The organism is Brotomerdimonas butyrica, assembly GCF_025567305.1.
GTDB lineage: Bacteria > Bacillota > Clostridia > Peptostreptococcales > Anaerovoracaceae > Lentihominibacter > Lentihominibacter butyricus.
The window spans coordinates 61696-80970 of sequence record NZ_JAOQJP010000014.1 but is presented as its reverse complement, the minus strand read 5'-3'; the positions used below and the strand labels follow the sequence as shown (position 1 = coordinate 80970).

Below are 19275 nucleotides of genomic sequence, written 5' to 3'. Positions count from 1 at the left end.
AAAAAAAAACAACAGAGCATACCTTTTTGAGATATACTCTGTCTTGTTGTTTTAAGAAACGCCCGGTCCAATGTCGCTTAACTTAATGACATTGGCGCGCTGATGATGTTCGAAAGACATGCAAACTTAAAATACAAGTTTGGAAATCGACATTTCTGGGCGGAAGGATACTATGTCAGCACGGTCGGGCTGAATGAAGCGACAGTGCGTAAGTATGTTAGAGAGCAAGAAAAACATGATATGGCAGTTGATAAACTGAGTGTCAAAGAATATGAAGATCCATTTAAAAAATAATTGAACCCCTTTGAGGGGTAGCTAAAGAGGCAATGGCAATGTAGCTTGAACGAAGAGAAAGCTAGCGCCTTGAGACGCTAGCCTAGCAATCCATGGGCTTATAGCCCTAGAGCAAACCACCCTTTTTAAGGGTGGTCATGATTGCCTGTTTCGGGTCCTGAATCGCTTCGACTATCACTCCTGCTGCATCATCTGCTGCTCCATGATATCATCCCATTCGAAAACCGCAGTTTCTGCATCTGGTCATATGCGATGAAAGAAATCCTGCACACCCGCAGCTGACTACAGCAGTCCCGTCCTCGACCTCTTGTTTTATCTCCGGTATTACAAGCGCTTTTGCCGGCACTACTTTAACGAGTTTTTCCGAACCACATCTGAAACATTTTTTAGCCATATCTTCACCTCCCCTTCTGACCTTTTATTTTTCCCGGTATCCGCCGCATCATGATCTGGCGTACCATCCTGAAGAATATATCTAAATTATACACGAAAACAGCATGCCGCGCTCTGATTTTTCTGAATTTTCCTGACGTAAAAACAGAAGGTTCTTCAGAAAAAGAGCTGAGAGATCTTCGGGTGCGTTAAGGCTTGTTATATGGAACAGAGATATGCATGAGAAAACTCAAAAGTGAATTTTTATACATTACTTTATGAGCACGGCCACTTGCGTATCCTCAACTGTCCGCGCATCGTCATGCATTCCGGTGATGGAGTGCAGGGATACTTTTTTCGTGCCTTTTTTCGACAAATCCGACAATACGCATTTTTGTATACACTTTATGCACTTTTTTGCATATGTGTTTGAAATTATTCCCTGTCTATAGTACCTGACTTCCGTCGTTTTGCTCTAAACATAGTACTCTGGAGCTATATCGGCAGAGTGTAGTTGAACAGGTTTTCTATTTCACGTTCGGATAGATACAAGGCATCGAGATTCATAAGTCCCGTTGCCTTTTTCATTTTCTCGTTCACCATCCTGTTTCTTGACAGATTGATAAATGTGCCGCTGTCTTTCTTAGCAACTGTGAAATCCCGGATGAAAGTGATGATATCATACGTGCTGACGGCATTCCTGAAACACTTTATTTCCAGGATCCTCAGCAGGAACAGAGTCAGATAGCATATCAGGAAATGCCCGTAGATCGTTTCTCTTTTCTGAACATATACCGGTCTCGCATCAAGAAACGATTTTGTGATACGAAATGACTCTTCTATTTTCCAAAGCCCGTGATATGTGCGGTAGATATCTTCCGGATCCATATCTGTTTCAGATGTCACTATCATATTGTACCCTGCAAAAGCCATATCTTCATTGATTTTATCAGTGTTGAGGCTGATGTCGGCTCTTATCTTTTTTCCATTGCTGTCGGTATTTTTAACGGAGATATATTTTGCACTGTCACCGAGCTCCTCTCTGGTGATATCCTTGCAGGTGACATATGATGAAGCCTTCTGGATCTCCTTCATGATCTCCGCTTTCTGTTTCTCTGCAAGTGCAGGATTGAATGATACTATGCGTTTCTCTTTCACAGAAAAAGAGATCGTACGTATTTCACCGGTGTCTGGATCTGTTTCTTTAAAACTGTATCTGAATGTGTCTGTACAGGACTTGATCATGTACTTCAGTTTTCCGTTCTCATCATAGTGCCTGGTGTATCTGTTTGCAGAATCATCTTCAAGAAGGACCCATAGTTTTTCTTTTTTACTCAGATTCCTGCCGTGTACAGATTTTGAGAATATGTAACCGTCGTTGGCTTCCTTTACTGCGGCATAGATGTTTCTTGCACAGTTAAGCCCTTTATCCGCGACCTGTACTGTTCTGCCTGTCGCATTACAGCGATTTTTCATATCCTCAATTACAGATCTGAGGTATGGCTTTTCGGATCTGTTTCCAGGGAACATACGCATTGAAAGGGGGACAAGATCTTTATCAAGCAGGAGAGCTTGTCCGATGATGGGTGAATGGCGGTTTTCTTTTGACGGCCCTTTCTGCTTATCATCTTTAGGTATATCAATCTCGAAGTAGTAATTTGTGCAGTCAAAGAAACAGGTACCAATCTCCCTTGGGAAGAGCTTTTCATACTGGCTGTTGAAAAGTTCTATATACTTTTCATAAAAGCTTCCGATGAAGAAAAGTCCATCGTAGAGCTGATCTTCAGAGATAGGAGCATGATCGAAAAGAAGAGGGAATACAGTACTCACCGTCTTTGATTTAGAGCATGGCTCTATGGCTCTGGCATAAATGAGCTGCGTCAGCATATCATAGACACTGAACTGATACTGCTGGACAGAGGAGAGGATATCGATGACCTCTTTTACATCGAGTTCGTCAATGAGGGATTTAAGAAGGAAGTAACCTGCATTCTTTTCAGTGATCTCATCAAAAACTCTGGGGCGTGTGGAATCTTTCAGCTCAGCGAGCCTTTTCTTTTCTTCCTCAGAAACCAGCTCCCTGTAATAGCTGACCGGATCGGGGATGCTTTCTGATCTGAGCTCATCTACATATCCAAAAGATCTTATACATCTGGTCCTTGCCTGCTTGCGCTCTCTGTCCCAGAATGTTTCGTACATCTGCAGGTAAACGCCGTCAGATGCCAGTGATTTCAACCTTTTCGGAGATGAAGCTGCTCGATGCGTCGGAATTTTCATAGTACTATCGACGGAAGACGGGGTTCAGCTTATGGGTTGACGGAAGCAGCCGAAAGGCTGCTTACATAGGAATGGTATTTTATGAAAGATATGATATCGACGAAAATCCAAGATGAGAGACAGAAATAACACTTTGAATTTGTGACATAATTATGCTATAATAATGTCATAGAAAGCGAGGGAAGTAAAATGCCACAGATTTTACCAATCAGAGATTTAAGAGATACAACAAAAATTTCAAACTTATGCCATGAAAGTAATGAGCCGATCTATATTACAAAAAACGGTTACGGAGACATGGTATTATTGAGTATGGAAACTTATGAGAATATGTTTTCAAGACTAAAAATGTATGATGCCATTATGGCAGGGAAAGAGCAGGCAGATCAGGGCGAACTGGTAGACGGGGCAGAAGCAATGAAAAAGATGAGGGATAAATATGGGCTCTAAGTACGCATGGAAGATGACGCCTTTAGCGGAGGCGGATATTGATGGAGCTCTGTCCTATATTACCGAACATCTTTTAAATAAAACAGCAGCACAGCGGTTGTTTTCCGCCTTAAATAAAACCATTAACAATATCTGTGAGTTTCCCATGGCGTATGCAGGGTGTGAGTATTACTTTATTAGTGATGTAAACTACAGACACGCAATCATTGGAAACTATGTTCTGTTTTACAGAGTAAATGAGGAAAAAGAACAAGTTGAAATTCTACGGTTTCTATATAGCGGAAGAAACATCGGACAGTCGGATATTCTCTGAGATTGAGACTTTTATATAAAACCACTACATACCCATTGAGAAGAAAATCTTCTTGATGGGTTCTTTTTTTACCCAAAGCCAAAAGAACAGGAGGTGAGGAAACAAGATGGAACGGAGAATCAACCAGAGAAGGAGGTGTAAACTTTGTCAGATAACTGGGTAGTACAGAACCTGCAAAACTCACTGGACACATGGAATGAGAAACTTTCGGAAGTGTGGAAACTGCTGACCGAATCTCCGCAGCAGTTTAAAGGCGGAGGAATCTGGGATATCATTCTCAATATTCACGGAGCGCTGATGGCAATCGGACTTGCCCTCTTGGTGCTCTTTTTTGTTGTCGGAGTCGTGAAGACCTGTGGCAGCTTTGCGGAACTTAGAAAGGCGGAGCACGCCATCAAGATCTTCATTCGGTTCGCCATTGCCAAAGGGGTTGTGACTTACGGGCTTGAGCTGATGATGGCACTCTTTGAGATTGTACAGGGGGTAATCAGCACGATTATGAAAGCGTCAGGACTTGGGGCAAACAATGATTTGCTTCTGCCCAAAGAGATGATTACCGCCATTGAGGATTGTGGATTTTTCGAAAGTATTCCATTGTGGGCGGTAACGCTGATTGGAAGTCTGGTCATAACCATACTTTCCTTCATCATTATCATGAGTGTTTACGCAAGATTTTTCAAGCTGTATATGTATACCGCAATCGCCCCAGTTCCACTTTCCACCTTTGCAGGGGAGCCGACGCAGCAGATCGGAAAAAGCTTTTTGAAATCTTACGCCGCCGTCTGTCTGGAAGGAGCCATTATTCTGCTTGCCTGCATTATCTTTTCCGTGTTTGCGGAATCCTCGCCGGTTGTAGATGCGGACGCAGCTCCGGCAACCATGGTATGGAGCTATGTTGGAGAACTGATTTTTAACATGCTGATTCTCGTAGGCGCTGTGAAGCTGGCGGACAGAATTGTAAGAGAAATGATGGGGCTATAGTGAAAGGAGAAAAAGAATCATGAGCAAAGAAGAATTTTTAATGGATTTAAAATATGGGATAGGTCCCTATCTGCCGGAAGAAATCCGTGAGGCAGGTGAACTTAAAATCTTTACGCAGATGAAAAACAATGACAAGCTGCTTCACGGAATCAGCATTGAGAGGGAGGACGGCCAGCCGTCTCCGGTCGTTTATATTGATGAGCTTTATGAAAAGTATCAGATTGGGCTTCCCATGGAGCATGTGTTTGAAGAGTTTGCGGAAGCCTTTGAAACGGCATGGAAAGAAAGCCCGGATATAGACAGGCTCAACCTGTCCTATGAAGCAGTGAAAGAAAAACTTACTTGCCGTATTGTCAATCTGAAGATGAACCGAAACAGGCTGCATGAAATGAAGTATACGCCGGTGGGAAACGGATATGGTATGACTTATCATATTGAACTTGGTGATGGGAAAAGCATTCCGGTAACAAGGGGACTTGTGGAAGTGCAAGGATACGACATGAGACTGCTTTGCCGGGAGGCTATGAAAAACACGCAGGAACAACATCCTGCTGTACTGCAAAATATGGAAAGCGTAGTCTTCAATATGGTAAGCGGCTCTGAAGAGCAGAAAAACCTGCTTTTAGGAAATGAAAAACTGCAAACAGACGCCATGTATATCCTTGGAACTGACAGGAAAACATTCGGGGACGCCACTCTTTTTTATCCGGAAGTAAAAGAACAAATCGCAGAGCTGTTTCAAGGGGATTATTACGCCATTCCTTCATCTGTCCATGAGTTTATTCTCATATCCAATGAAATGGGAATCAACGCAGAGGCTCTTGGGCAGATGCTGAAAGAAGTCAATGAAAAGGAAGTTCCCGCTGAAGATATTCTCGGAGATAAGGTGCTGAAATACAGCAGGGAAGAACGATCCCTTAAGACAATGGAGTCAGAAAAGGAAAAAAATACGGAAAGGGGCAGATGATTGTGGAAGTAAAAATTAATCGAGAGATTCGTGAATACACCGAATCCATGTTTTTCGGGCTGTCTTTAAGACAGTTTCTTTTTTCTGTCTGTGCCTGCGGCGTAGCGGTACTGCTGTATTTTCTGCTGCGTCCCTATTTCAGTTTGGAAACCGTCAGCTGGATTTGCATTCTGGCCGCTTTTCCCTTTGCAGTAATCGGCTTTGTGAAATATAACGGGATGACAGCGGAAAAATTCATCTTCGCCTATGTGAAATCAGAGTTTCTGATTCCAAAGAAGCTGATTTTCCAAAATACGAATCTTTACTGGAGAATGTTTGAGGAAAGAGACAGGGAACAGAAAAAAGAGAAGAGGCGTTTTTTTAGAAAGGGGAGAAAGAAGTCTTATGATAAAAACACTGAGAACAATCGTAAAGCAGGATAGAGAAGGACTGGATTTGCCAAAGGGCGTTCAGGATATCATTCCGGTCAGAACAATTTATGAAGACGGGATTTTCCAGACAGGGAAAAACAAGTTTTCAAAGACGTATCAGTTTGATGACATCAATTACTATGTAGCGTCAAAGGAAGACAAAGAAGCCATGTTTTTGGAATACTCGGAGCTTTTGAACGCCCTTGACAGCAGCGCGACCACAAAGCTTACCATCAATAACAGGAGGCTGAACGTGGACAAAGCGGGAACTCTGCGGGTTGAGCCGGAGTATGATGAGGCGGGCTCCTTTTGCGGCGCTTATGGGGCGGTGCGGAAATTAAAGTCCTGCATGGTGATCGACAAAGAGGGGAAGACGGTTTATGAAACGGATCAATGCAGCGGCGTGGAAAGTACGGGAAAGGAAGGCGTTTTCAGCTTTCGGGAGCGGGGAACGGAAGCGATTCGGCTGATCGATGTCCGCAGCGGCAAAAGCCTTCTGCCTGAGGAAACTTATGATATGGCCCGGTATTCGGAAGGAATGTGGCTGTTGCGCGACCTGGATCTGGCCTGTTTCTTCGCGGGAGAAGATTTGCGCATTTTGAAAACCTTTAAGCCTAAGCCGGCAGATGACGCGCAGGCGTTTTCCGACGATCTGGCTCAGGTTTCCGCGGAAGATGGAAGCTGGGGGTATATAAATACGTCGGGTAATTGGCAGATTGGCCCATTCCCCGAAGGCTGGGGAACGGATTTTCAGGAAGGAAAAGCTTTGATTATGAGGGAAGAGGGAACGCTTCTCATCGACCGCAGGGGCAAGGAGATCAAACGGTTTCCCAAAAGCGGGGACTCGCTTTATTATGGAATGGGCGAAGACCTGGAAGGCGCGGACATGGAGAGCCTCGTTTTTTCGCATGGAAGAATTCCGGTGCTGGCGGGAAAGAAATTCGGCTTTGCGGATGAAAAGGGCGAATGGAAGGTTGCGCCCGCTTTTGACGCGGTTTCCAATTTCAGCGAAGGACGGGCGGCTGTCTGTATTGGAGGAAACTGGGGAATCATCGGAAAGGGGGAAAAATGATGTTTTTTGAAGTTATGCAAAAAGAGTGGCGGATTTTGAACGGGAAAAGCCCGGGTTACGGAGCTTACCTGTGTATCATACTTTCCGTAGGCGTATTTTCCGCAGGGTTGCCTTACATAGCGGATTTTGAAAATTTGTATGCCGTTTATACGATTTTCGGAATCGCGGCCTGTTTGACAGCGGCGGCGATATTTCGCGTTGTCCGGCGCTGCTGCTACCTGCGGGCGCTGTCCGGAGCGTTTCTCCCGAAAGAATATGAGGGTGTATCCAAGGCGAGCCTGGTCTGGGGAAAAGGTGCGGCGCTGAGCCTGTTCGGAATTTGCTTGTTCCTGCCCTGGATGGCGATCCTTTTGTGTCTGGACCAACTCGATCCGACGCTGGAACAATGGATTGGACAAACGCTGGCGGCAGGAACCCCTGTGTGGGAGATCGGACCCGCGGCAGCGCTGACAGCCATGAACGCGGGCGCTTTCTGTTTCAAGCTGGCCATGCTGATGATCGCTCTGGCTGCGGCTTTGGGGGCGGGAAAGGAATCGGGCAGTCGTTTTTGGAGCGCCGCCTGCGTGCTTTTGTCGGCAGCGCTTTTGGCTGTGGGAGCTTTGGAAAGCAAAGGGCAGCTTCTGCTGTGGCAGGAACTTTTCCCGTCAGGCAATCTACTGATCCTGCGGGCGCTGCTGGATTTGGCGCTGAACCTGCTGCTCGGATGGCTGCTTGGGAAATGGGCCGTTCGGCGGGCGAGTTTATACTCATTTTGAAAAAAGAAAAATCCCTTCCTCCGGCAGGGCAAAAGAGGGATAGGAGAGGGCTGCTTTTTTGCGGGCCAGGGTCTGGAAGGGGGATTTTGATTCGCGGGAGAGCGAAAAGAGAAAAGATCGTATAAAAGTTTTTCGTTTGAGAGAGGCGAATTTCAGGAAATCGGGGAAATTCGCGGAAAACGGGAATTTCGGCGATGTCCGGGCCGCAAGTTTTATACGATCTTTTGGAAAAAGGGAGGTCTGCGGACGGAATGCCGGAATGGGGAGATTTGGCGGGAGGATAGGCGGGATTGGCGGGGCGTTCCGGTCGTCCGGCTGAGTGTTGGGGTTTGGTTCGCGCGCGCTGCGCGAGACAATGCCCCGGCTGTGTTAAATGATTTTTAATAACCCCAGTAATTGTTTTTGATTATTAATTCCCAGCTTCAAATAAGCATTGGAAATATGGCGTTTCACAGTCGCGGGACTAATAAACAGATAATTCGCGATCTCATCATTGGTCATGCCTTTTTTAGAATGAGATTTAAAATCTCGAATTCTCTGCTTGATAGTTGATACGCGTCTTTTAAAGAATCAATCCGGCTGGAAACGAACTGTGATAAAGGATAAATAATGCCTACATATTTTCTGTTATTTTGCTGGTAGCGGGAAAGTTCCAGTAAAAAGGTACTGTCATCAATATTAATGGATATTGGATCCAGTTTTGTTTTTTCCGGAGTAGCTGATAACTCTCTTGCCGCCTTTATTATCCTTAAACCAACCGCGCTGTCCTGGATTGAAGAGGTATGATCCGGTATAAAATTTTTGAAAAAAGTATTATATGATGTAAATTTGAAATTAGCGTCTAAAATACAGAGTCCAACCGATTCAAAATTCTCCAGCGTAAGAGAATTCTCATCATCGAGATTTAAAGGACGAGTCAGTAAAAGGTTCTCAAAAATCCTTGAAAGATGTTTCTGATAAAACTTAACAATTTCAAGATCTTTTAATGAAAATTCACGTCTGTCGGAATTCCGATACAACGCGAAAATAGCGAAAACACCGCAATCCTCCGAAAGGGGTATATTGGCGTCAATAGATATTTCCAATTGGGCAGTCTGAATAAACTCCCGATAATATTTGGTTTGCTTTCTTCCTTCGGAAAAAATATCGTTGTTTCGAAACGCGACTTCCTGGGATTTCGATAATATCGGAAGGACGTCGTCAATGTGGATGTAACTTTCGATATACTGCTCTTTTTCGGAATCTGTCCAGTTGGCAGGGAAAAAGGATGACACTTCGTATGTATTGGTATCGGAGTTGTAGTTGAAAAAGGTGAAATCCCGTTTGTCAAAGTATATTTGTTCACCCAGTTCTTTCATAAAAATATCCATAACTTCTCTTAAGGACAGAGTATTATCATATAGACGGTAGATGGTCGAGCCTATATGTTTCATCTCTTCTAATGAAAAAGAAATTGTATATTCGGTCATAGCGCTTCCTCCGGCAAGGCTCCAAGAAATATTAACTTAAATTTAGTATAGTCCATTAAAAAAACAATGTCAATAATGACAAAAAGATACATCTTTTGTAATCAATTATAGCCGCAAATTACAACTTTGTGAGGATACGCAAAAATCAAAAGAATGATAGACTAATGGCAGAAAGGTTAACAAAGTCTGAAATAAGGAGGTTGTAATATGATTAACAAAAACAGAACGAAAGAACAAATTGGAGAGTTCTCATTTGATGGAAACAATGCGTTCCCGCGGATAGAAAAATTAATAGCAGAATACAGAGAGGTAAAACCCTCGCTGGATATTGAACGGGCGCGCATTTATACCAAGTCTTTTAAAGAAAGTGAAGGTGAATTTATTATTCTTCGCAGAGCGAAGGCGTATAAAGAATATTGCGAAACAAGAAAAATCAGAGTTCCGGAAGGTCAGCTGATTCTGGGAGATCCGGGAGTTATGCCCCGGGCAGGCACAATGGCTCCGGAATTTCACAGCGATTGGCTGAAAAAAGAGATCGACACGTTATCAACCAGAAAACAGGACCCCTATGTAACAACGCCTGAAGTGATTAAAGAGCTGAAAGAAGAGATTTTCCCTTATTGGGAAGATAAAACAGTCAGCGCGCACTGGATGAAGCAGGTTCCGCCATATGTAAAGGAATTAGCTGTAAAGACAGGAATCATTGATACTGAAATCAAAACACAGAGCGCGCCCGGGGAAACAGCTCCCGACTGGGAACGGCTTTTCGAAAAGGGAATCGATACGCTGATTGGCGAAGCAAAAGCGCATATGGAAAAACTCGATGATTCCGAACCGGAAGATTTTGAAAAAATGCAGTTCTATCAGGCGTCAATCATGACTCTGGAAGGTTTGAGCACCTACATGAAACGCTTGGCGCAGCTGGCCGCGGAAAAAGCGAAAGACGCTCCTTCGCCCAAAAAAGAAGAACTGGAAACGATTGCGGAAAACTGCAATTGGCTGTCTAAGAATGCTCCCAAAACATTCTGGCAGGGAGTTCAGTACATCTGGTTTATTATCGTAGGATGTCTAATGGAAGGAAATGCCGCTTCCCTGTCTCCGGGCAGATCGGATCAGTACCTTTACAAATTGTATGAACAGGATATTGCCAATGGAACACTGACAATGAAAGACGCTCTGGAATTGATCGAAGCGTTTTACATCAAATGCTCGGAGACTTCCTGGTTCTTAAGTGAGAATTCGGCAATGTACTTTGCCGGATATCAGGCATACCACAGTCTGATTCTGGGAGGAGTCGACAAATCAGGCGTAGACGCTACCAATGAACTGTCTTATTTGTTCCTGACAGCGAAAATGGACGTTCAATTACAGGCTCCTTCTCTGTGTGTCAGATTGCATAAACAATCACCGGAAGAATTTTTACAGCAGGCAGCGAAACTGGTTCGGCTTGGAACAGGATTCCCGGCCTTCTACAATGATGACCCTGCGATCCGAATGATGCTTACATCAGGAGGAACATTAGAAGAAGCGCGGAATTATCAGATGGTAGGCTGCGTAGAACCGTTTATTCCGGGTAAAATGTCCAGATGGTCCGATGGAGGCCACTATAATTTCGCGATGGCCATAGAGTTTGTACTGACGGATGGAAAGAGTCTCATGAACAATAATAAGCAATTGGGATTAAAGACCGGAGACCCTTGCCAAATGGATTTTGAAGAAATCAAAGAGGCGGTAAAGGAACAGCTCGCGTATATGATAAAGTGCATCGCGATTTGCGCGCAGGTCAGCGAGAGACTTTATTATGAGCTTGCCCCATTCCCATTTGTTTCTACCCTGCTGGACGGAACTTATGAGAGCGGAAAAGATATGACCGCGGGCGGTGTAAAATATACGATCGGCCCGGCATTAATAGGAACCGGTATTGCGGATTTGGTAAATTCCCTCTCCGCGATAAAAAAACATGTCTTTGAAGATAAGACGATCACCATGGAACAGTTAATCGAAGCAATTGAACATGATTTCGAGGGCTATGAAGACATGCGCCAGATGCTGGAAAACACGACACCGATGTATGGAAACGACATCGAGGAGATTGACTTGCTGGCAGGCGAGATGACAGACTTTATCGCGGCGGAAGTATCGAGTCATAATTCGTGGAGGGGACCAAAATACGTTTCCGGATTATACCCGGTATCCGCGAATGTTCCTCATGGATTTGTTGTCGGCGCGCTGCCATACGGCAGAAAAGCGGGGTTGCCTTTGGCGGACGGATGTTCTCCGAACGTGGGAACCGACCATAATGGTCCTACGGCGGTATTAAAATCCGTATCCAGAATCAATCATGACGCCCATAAGGCGGGAACTCTTTTGAATATGCGGCTGGATCCGGCAAGCGTAAAGGGAGACGCGGGAATTCAAAGAATTGTGTCAATCCTCAGATCCCTTGTAGATCTGGATGTGTATCATATTCAGTTTAATGTCATCAGTAATGAAACATTGCTGAGCGCCCAAAAAGAGCCGGATAAGTATAAATCGCTCATCGTAAGAGTAGCGGGATACAGCGCTTTCTTTACAGAGTTATGCAAAGACGTACAGGATGATATTATTGGAAGAACCCAGCACATGGCATAGTTTTTCAAATTTAGGAAGCCGGATATGCCAAAACCTGCATATCTGGCTTCCTTAGCAAAAAGTGGGAGAGGAGCGTTTGCATATGGAACATACGGATATGTCTCTTTTTTTTCTCCAGATTTGTGTATTGCTGATAACAGCCTTGATCTTTGGACAAATCGCCAAAAAACTTGGTCAGCCTTCTGTGATTGGGGAATTGCTGGGAGGAATTTTGATCGGCCCGACAGTTTTAGGCGCTCTATCACCTGGCGTGTTTGATACGCTGTTTCCGGCGAAGACCATTATCAGTCCTGAGCTAGATCGGTTTATTGAATTCGGCATGCTCCTGTTTATGTTTGTCGCGGGAATGGAAATGAAATGGGACACTGCCAAGGGGCTGAAAAAACAAGCCCGCTTCTCCAGTTTGTTTGGCATTTTAATCCCTTTATGCCTGGGGGCGGGAATCGGATTTTTGTTTCCTGTAAGCCAGATGTATGAAAAAAGCGGCGGGCAATGGATCTACGCCTTGTTCATGGGAACGATTTTATCCATTTCTTCTCTGCCTGTAATTTTGAAAACATTAATAGATTTGAACCTGCTAAAATCAGATGTGGGCGCGGTCATCATGCGATCCTCGGCAGTCAGTGATTTAATCGGATGGACAATTTTTTCCTGTCTGGCAAGCATGATAAAAAGCGAAGGAAACGCGGCCGCTGTAATAATAGGCTCGATGTCTAAAATGGCGGTGTTTATCGCGCTGCTTTTTATGGCAGTGTATGGGGCGAGCAGAGTGTCCGCGAAAATGAAAAATAAAATGAGCGGGAAAGAAACCAATGTCATTAAGTTAAGCGACATTGGACCGGGCGTTTCTTAAAACAACAAGACAGAGTATATCTCAAAAAGGTATGCTCTGTTGTTTTCGTTCATAAATTGAATTTTGAGCATCACAAATAATTCGCCAGAAAATTACTGCCTGATTCTATTTGTATTCATTTACTTTTTATGCTAATCTGTAATTGAAGCCTATGCCTACTGCTGTTGCGGCTTTTCTTTGGTAGGAGCGGCCGCGTCTTACGGGTAAGACAAATTGCAGTATAAGTGCTTCAATATCTGGCGGCGAGATATCCGCCGCCAGTCTGAAGAAATACATACAAATTTTTAACGCCTGCGTATAATTGATTTGTACCGGGTGTTTTCTTTTTTTCTGCTCCGGCTGAAGACCTGCAGCGATGTACATACTAAAATTGTACATAATTAATTGCGCATAAATTTCCTGCATAATGCATTCAAGTTTCTTAGAGTGTACAGCCTCCAGTCCCAATACATGTTTTTCCCAGCGATAAGATGTTTCAATTCCCCAACGCAGCCGGTAAATTTCCTTCAGCATCTCTACAGGCATATCTTCTGCAGTAAGACTGGTGGCTAATGCGTAATATTTATCTGGAGCAACTCGAAATCTTACAAATCGTATTGTCAGCTCGTAATCAGGGGCATTTAAATCCGTTATGTAATCGAACCTTGTCTTTTGGGAAAGCAGTTTGTAAGTTTTTCGATTAATCAATGCGGGACCGGTAGAGTGTCTGGTAAGAATCACCCGTCTTTCAACATCAAATTCATCTTCATCAGGCAATTCTATGCCGGAAAGCATTCCATTGCTTTCTCTGTCCTTAATTCGAATCACATAGTCAAACAGTCGTTCCTCAGCATGAGCAAACAGATTGTAATTTTCATATCCTCGGTCTGCAACAAGAATAACAGGGTTCTTATCTGAAATCCTTTCTATCATTTCAACAGCAGCACCCGGTTCACCTGCTTTGGTTTCAGGATTAATTTCCGCATCAACATAATATTTGCTGCACAAATCGTACAAGGTATTAAGATGCAGTGCATTGTAATGGTCTTTGGGATGGCATGCGGCTTCATCCCGCGCATTGTAGGGAAATATTGCCTTTGATCCATCTGCCGCTAAAAGCTGATAACCATGGAACAGCTTTGGCTTTGGTGCTGCAGACGCATGGAATGCCCGAAACAAATATTGAAATGCCTCTGGAAGAATTTTTGTTCTCTGTTGAACAAATGCAGGGGTTGTTGGAAAATTTTCATAAGAGAAGAAGCGAAATATCTCCGACGAGATTGTGCTGCTTCCCAAAGAAAGAATAAACTTCAGCATAGTTGGGAAATCAAATACTCGTTTTCTTGAAAAGTCTCTTCCAGGTCTTTTTACAAAAGTCTCGATATGGTTGGACATCTCATCAATCGTTGAAATTAACGCATTCTTAACAAAATCAGGGTGTTCGTTCATTTTGCTTACCTCCTTCATCTAAGAGGCTGCGCCGCATATGAGCCCGATTTTGTCAAGTGTATTTCAGAAAAAAGTGTAAAAAAAAAAACAACAGAGCATACCTTTTTGAGATATACTCTGTCTTGTTGTTTTAAGAAACGCCCGGTCCAATGTCGCTTAACTTAATGACATTGCAGCGGTACGGTCGTACTGCATATCAGTATCAAAAAACGGGGAGGGGACAATGCCTACATCAAAACTGACAAAACGAGCTCTTGCGGCGTCGATCGCAACTCTTCTGGAGAAAAAGCCGCTGGACAGGATAACGATAAAAGATATAACCGATGAATGCGGGGTTACGAGGAATACCTTTTACTATCATTTTCAGGACGTGTACGATCTGCTTTCGTATATTTTCAGAGAGCAGGCCGACATGATGCTGAGAGAGTATGCCGGCGGTGAAGACTGGAAGGATTTTTTCCTGAACATACTTACATACCTCAATGAAAACCGCAAAATGATAGAGAACGTCTACTATTCGATACGTCAGGAGGAGCTTGAGACATACATAAAGAAGGTTGTCGGCATGTATGCGCTGCAGATCATAGAGATACAGACTAAAGATATGGATGTCGACGAGCTTGCAAAGAAAACAGTGGCGGATTTTTATCATAATGCATTCGTTGGCGCTACGCTGCAGTGGATAAAGGAAGGGATGAAGACAGAGCCGGAACTGCTGGCAGACCTTTACAACAGCATGTTCCAGGGAACTGTAAAAGCTGCGATCGCAAGCGCTGAGAGGGTTATGGCGAAGTGACGGACGTGTTGTGGAAGCATAGCGGCAGCATATAAAATATGCATGAATATTATGAAACATTTAACAAAAAACGAGTCGTGTACAAAATTTGTACACGACCTTTTTTTTGATCATATGTAAATCAAAAATGTAATGGTAGACTTGCACTGTACATAGAAAAGATAGAGGTGATATTGATTATGTTGAAACTGGGAGAAGCTGTTACCAGGAAACGAAAGCTCATTCTGGTGATAGCGGTACTGCTTCTTATCCCGTCAGTCATCGGAATGATGGCGACGAGGATAAACTATGACGTCCTTAGTTATCTGCCTGATGATATCGAAACGATAAAAGGGCAGGACATACTTCTGGACGAATTCGGCAAGGGTGGATTTTCCATGGTCATGGTAGACGGCATGGATAAAAAAGACGTAGCTGAGCTGAAGAGCAAGATCGAAAAGGTGGATCACGTTGACAGCGTCATATGGTACGATACGCTGGTCGACTCATCAGTTCCTTATGAGATGATCCCCAAGAACATCTACAATGAATTCAACAGCGGAGACACGACTCTGATGGCAGTGTTCTTCGATGAGTCGACATCGTCGGATGAGAGCATGGGTGCAGTTTCGGAGATCCGCAAGATAGGCGGCAAACAGTGCTTCGTCAGCGGCATGACAGCATTCGTCGAAGACCTGAAGGAACTGGCCGAAAAAGAAGAACCCGTATATGTAGCCATAGCAGTAGTGCTCTGCTGCATAGTGCTGGCGATCTTCATGGACTCGTGGATCATACCGCTTGTATTCATCGCAGGAATAGGTATGTCGATACTCTACAATCTGGGGTCGAATGTGTTCATGGGTCAGATATCCTATATCACGAAAGCGCTCAGCGCAGTGCTGCAGCTGGGAGTCACGATGGACTACTCGATATTCCTGTGGCACAGCTACGAAGAACAGCGGCACGAGCTGGGAAGAGACAAGGAAGAAGCGATGTCTCATGCGGTAGCGAACACGTTCGTTTCTATAACGGGCAGCTCGCTTACTACAGTCGCAGGCTTCCTGGCACTTTGCTTCATGACTTTCACGCTTGGAAAAGACCTGGGTATTGTAATGGCAAAGGGCGTTATTTTCGGAGTGCTCGGCTGTATCACGATACTGCCTTCGCTGATACTGACGTTTGAGCCGCTTATAGAGAAGACAAGGCACAAGGGTATCATCCCTAAGTTCGATAAGCTTTCAGGACTGGTGACTAAGAAACCGGGGATATTCGCAGTGATATTCATCGTTCTGATGATACCGGCATATTTCGGATACACTCACACGAGCGTTTACTACAACCTCGACAAGAGCGTGCCGGATACCCTGCCTTTCCACATTGCTAACGACAAGCTCGGAGAAGAGTTTGACATGAACACGACTCACATGCTGCTTGTAGATGCCGATATGGATAAGAAGGACGTCGACAGCATGATGCAGGATATCGACAAGATAGACGGCGTCAAGTACACGCTGGGGCTCGAAAGCGCGGTAGGTCCAGCTGTACCGGATGAGATAATACCGGGAAATCTCGAAAACATAGTGAAGAGCGAAAACTATCAGCTGCTTATAATCAACTCGAAATACAAAGTTGCGAGCGACAAGGTAAATGATCAGATCGACAGTATAAACAAAGTTGTCAAAAAATATGATAATAATGGAATGCTCATAGGAGAGGCACCATGTACAAAAGATTTGATCAGTATCACAGACAAGGACTTCAAGGTAGTGAGTGCGATCTCTATTGCGGTCATATTCATTATCATAGCTATAGTCCTGAAGTCGATATCTTTGCCGATCATACTGGTAGCTGTCATAGAGCTGGCTATCTTTATAAATATGGGCATTCCTTATTATACAGGGACGGAGCTGCCGTTCATCGCCTCGATATGTATCAGCACGATACAGCTCGGCGCGACGGTGGACTACGCGATACTGATGACCACGCGGTACAAACGCGAGCGCTACGAAGGCAAGAGCAAGCATGAAGCTGTAAAGATAGCGCACTCGACATCGATGCCGTCGATAATGGTCAGCGCACTCGGATTTTTCGCAGCGACATTCGGAGTCGGAATGTATTCGGATATAGATATCATCAGTTCACTCTGCGACCTGATGGCGCGCGGCGCGATCGTAAGTATGCTGGTGGTAATGTTCATACTGCCGTCGATGTTCATGCTGTTTGACAAGATCATATGCAAGACCAGCAAGGGTTTCATCAACAAGGGCGGAGCAGAGCCTGAAATGACAGGATCAGTTGAATAACAGGAGGGACCAGAATGAATACCTTTATAAATAAATCAAAAAAGACTAAAGTATTATCCTGCGTTGCCGCAGCTGCAGTGACATTCGTGATGACTGCAGCGCCGGTATTCGCGGCAGAAAGCAGCGGCAGGAATGTAAAAGACGAAACAGTCTATGTTGTGACCGAGTCCGATGGAAGCACTTCGGACATCATCGTGAGCGATCATCTGAAAAACAAGGCTTCGACAGATACGATCAGCGATACGACTTCTCTTACGGATATAGAAAACACGAAGGGCAAAGAGAAGTTCACTCAGGGTGACAACGACACGATCACATGGGCTGCAAAAGGCAAGGACATTTACTACCAGGGGAAAACGGACAAGGAAGCTCCGGTCTCCATGAGTGTAAAATATTATCTCGACGACAAGGAAGTGGCAGGAAAGGATCTTGAAGGCAAAAGCGGAAAGGTCAGGATCGTTATCAGCTACGAGAACAATGAGACTGTCAATGTGAACGGCAGTGATGTAAAGGTTCCGTTCGTCGTGCTTACAGGTATGATCATAGAAAACGACTGCTTTGAGAATATCACGGTAAGCAGCGGCAAAGTGATCGATGACGGAGAAAAGTCATTCATAGTCGGAATGGCTGCTCCGGGAGTTGCAGAAAGTCTAGGTCTTTCGGAGTCTGAGCTCGGATTCGGAAGCACAGTTGAAATCACAGGTGATGCTGATGAATTCACTCCGGAAGATCTGATGACTGTAGTCACTAATGATTTCTTCCAGGATATCGACACTGACAAGCTTTCCTCGATGGATCCCGACGGACAGATCAAGGAGCTGGACAGTGCGGCAAAGGAACTTATGAGCGGCACGAACACTCTGTATGCAGGCATACACAAGCTCAGCACAAGCTCGGCAGCTCTTTCCACGGGAGTGAGCAAGCTGAACAAAGGAGCATCAGACCTCAGTCTCAATTTCGCAGATGCACTGAGCGGCAGCCTGGGACTCGAACAGGGAACGGCAGAATTTTCGGAAGCGCTGAGCACTAATCTCGAGAAAATGAAAACGGGAGTTGCTCAGCTGTCAGAAGGAAGCAGCAAGCTGACGACAGGTGCAGCAGATCTCAAGACAGCGTTCGATACAGGAGACGGCACGGAAGAAAATCCGGGAGTGCTGGCAGTTTCTGACAGTATAAAGAATGGCGTCGCAGATCTTCAGGATGGGATAGTAAAGGCAAAAGGTGCCAGCCTGCAGTATCTCAATGCTGCAAAGGATGCACTTGAAGGGCTGAAGACAGCAGGCGAGATCACGGACGAGGAGTATGATTCTATAACAGGTGCGATAGATAAGTCGATAGAATACCAGAATATGATAGCGGTCCCGGAGACTCTCATCGCAGGCACTGCAGGTCTCGACAGCGGGTTGAATGCGATATACACAGAGATAACTGTCGGTGACGGCACGGAGGAAAACCCGGGACTCGTCAAGGGTACAGCAGCAGTTCAGGCAGGAGTCGCAGGCTTACAGAAAGGTCTCGACGATGCTACGGCAGAAACTAAATCTCTCACTTCAATTGCGAACGAGATAGCAGCCGGAGCAAAGAAGCTTGCAGCAGGACAGACAAAGCTCGCAGCCGGAGCAGAGGAGCTGGCAGCAGGAATGTCACAGCTAAGCGATAACTCAGGGCTTCTGATAAGCGGTATAAATCAGCTCGATGCAGGATCGAAGACGCTCAATGAGGGAATGCAGAAGTTCTATCAGCAGGGCATCGCAAAGATCGTAAGCCTTTACAACAGCGAACTCAAGGGAACTGTAAACAGCGCTGATGCAGTGATAAAAGCAGGAAAACAGTACAACACGTTCACTCAGGTGCCCGACGGCATGGACGGATCGGTCAAATTCATCTACAGAACAAAAGTCGCAGACTGAGTGAAGTAATATACA

The 19275-nt window shown here is 44.8% G+C and carries 17 protein-coding genes and 2 pseudogenes; 14 read left to right on the top strand and 5 right to left on the bottom strand.

Annotated elements, in window-relative coordinates; translation table 11 throughout:
* Positions 1–96: 96 nt before the first annotated feature.
* A pseudogene (locus tag OCV59_RS10435) lies at positions 97–294 on the top strand (transposase); the annotation flags it as partial.
* Between the two features lie 208 nt (positions 295–502).
* Here OCV59_RS10435 and OCV59_RS10430 read toward each other — a convergent pair.
* Positions 503–688: a hypothetical protein gene (locus OCV59_RS10430; protein WP_147594418.1), complete on the bottom strand. Its 186-nt coding sequence runs from the start codon at positions 686–688 to the stop codon at positions 503–505.
* Between the two features lie 473 nt (positions 689–1161).
* Positions 1162–2901 carry an IS1634 family transposase gene (locus tag OCV59_RS10425; RefSeq protein ID WP_262584337.1) on the bottom strand — a complete coding sequence of 580 codons (1740 nt, stop codon included), beginning with the start codon at positions 2899–2901 and terminating at the stop codon, positions 1162–1164.
* A gap of 231 nt (positions 2902–3132) precedes the next feature.
* Between OCV59_RS10425 and OCV59_RS10420 the strand changes: the two genes are divergently transcribed.
* From OCV59_RS10420 to OCV59_RS10385, 8 genes and pseudogenes are all read left to right on the top strand, one after another.
* Positions 3133–3393, top strand: coding sequence for a type II toxin-antitoxin system Phd/YefM family antitoxin (locus tag OCV59_RS10420; RefSeq protein WP_147594417.1), 261 nt, complete (start codon positions 3133–3135; stop codon positions 3391–3393).
* Positions 3383–3706, top strand: a complete 324-nt coding sequence (locus OCV59_RS10415; protein ID WP_147594416.1) for a type II toxin-antitoxin system RelE/ParE family toxin — start codon at positions 3383–3385, stop codon at positions 3704–3706. Before OCV59_RS10420 ends, OCV59_RS10415 begins: the two co-directional genes overlap by 11 nt.
* 144 nt (positions 3707–3850) lie before the next feature.
* On the top strand, positions 3851–4687 hold the full coding sequence (locus tag OCV59_RS10410) for a hypothetical protein (RefSeq protein WP_147594415.1): 837 nt from the start codon (positions 3851–3853) through the stop codon (positions 4685–4687).
* Positions 4688–4706: 19 nt separating this feature from the next.
* Positions 4707–5654: a DUF5688 family protein gene (locus OCV59_RS10405; RefSeq protein ID WP_147594414.1), complete on the top strand. Its 948-nt coding sequence runs from the start codon at positions 4707–4709 to the stop codon at positions 5652–5654.
* A gap of 2 nt (positions 5655–5656) precedes the next feature.
* A complete protein-coding gene (locus OCV59_RS10400; RefSeq protein ID WP_147594413.1) occupies positions 5657–6076 on the top strand; it encodes a PrgI family protein in 420 nt (139 codons plus the stop codon).
* Positions 6039–6317, top strand: a pseudogene (locus OCV59_RS10395) (VirB4-like conjugal transfer ATPase, CD1110 family); the annotation flags it as partial. The gene OCV59_RS10400 and the pseudogene OCV59_RS10395, both read left to right, overlap by 38 nt.
* 96 nt (positions 6318–6413) lie before the next feature.
* Positions 6414–7136, top strand: coding sequence for a WG repeat-containing protein (locus tag OCV59_RS12005; protein WP_317240425.1), 723 nt, complete (start codon positions 6414–6416; stop codon positions 7134–7136).
* A complete protein-coding gene (locus OCV59_RS10385; protein WP_147594411.1) occupies positions 7133–7891 on the top strand; it encodes a hypothetical protein in 759 nt (252 codons plus the stop codon). The genes OCV59_RS12005 and OCV59_RS10385 overlap by 4 nt, the downstream gene beginning before the upstream one ends.
* A 369-nt stretch (positions 7892–8260) precedes the next feature.
* On the opposite strand, the gene OCV59_RS12060 is transcribed toward OCV59_RS10385, so the two are convergent.
* Both OCV59_RS12060 and OCV59_RS10380 read right to left on the bottom strand, forming a co-directional pair.
* Positions 8261–8392 carry a helix-turn-helix transcriptional regulator gene (locus OCV59_RS12060; protein WP_147594410.1) on the bottom strand — a complete coding sequence of 44 codons (132 nt, stop codon included), beginning with the start codon at positions 8390–8392 and terminating at the stop codon, positions 8261–8263.
* Positions 8389–9360, bottom strand: a complete 972-nt coding sequence (locus OCV59_RS10380) for a hypothetical protein (RefSeq protein ID WP_147594409.1) — start codon at positions 9358–9360, stop codon at positions 8389–8391. The genes OCV59_RS12060 and OCV59_RS10380 overlap by 4 nt, the downstream gene beginning before the upstream one ends.
* A 207-nt stretch (positions 9361–9567) precedes the next feature.
* Between OCV59_RS10380 and OCV59_RS10375 the strand changes: the two genes are divergently transcribed.
* Complete coding sequence (locus tag OCV59_RS10375; RefSeq protein WP_147594408.1) at positions 9568–11991, top strand: glycyl radical protein; 2424 nt, start codon at positions 9568–9570, stop codon at positions 11989–11991.
* 82 nt (positions 11992–12073) lie between these two features.
* Entirely contained in the window at positions 12074–12844 is a 771-nt protein-coding gene (locus OCV59_RS10370) for a cation:proton antiporter (RefSeq protein WP_147594407.1), read from the top strand.
* A gap of 126 nt (positions 12845–12970) precedes the next feature.
* On the opposite strand, the gene OCV59_RS10365 is transcribed toward OCV59_RS10370, so the two are convergent.
* Complete coding sequence (locus OCV59_RS10365) at positions 12971–14272, bottom strand: IS4 family transposase (RefSeq protein WP_262583964.1); 1302 nt, start codon at positions 14270–14272, stop codon at positions 12971–12973.
* A 223-nt stretch (positions 14273–14495) separates the two neighbouring features.
* On the opposite strand from OCV59_RS10365, the gene OCV59_RS10360 reads away from it, so the two are divergent.
* The 3 genes from OCV59_RS10360 (at position 14496) to OCV59_RS10350 (ending at position 19260) form a co-directional block, all read left to right on the top strand.
* Complete coding sequence (locus OCV59_RS10360; RefSeq protein WP_147594406.1) at positions 14496–15068, top strand: TetR/AcrR family transcriptional regulator; 573 nt, start codon at positions 14496–14498, stop codon at positions 15066–15068.
* 179 nt (positions 15069–15247) lie between these two features.
* A complete protein-coding gene (locus tag OCV59_RS10355) occupies positions 15248–17350 on the top strand; it encodes an efflux RND transporter permease subunit (RefSeq protein ID WP_147594405.1) in 2103 nt (700 codons plus the stop codon).
* A gap of 14 nt (positions 17351–17364) precedes the next feature.
* Complete coding sequence (locus OCV59_RS10350; protein ID WP_147594404.1) at positions 17365–19260, top strand: hypothetical protein; 1896 nt, start codon at positions 17365–17367, stop codon at positions 19258–19260.
* Positions 19261–19275 lie beyond the last annotated feature (15 nt).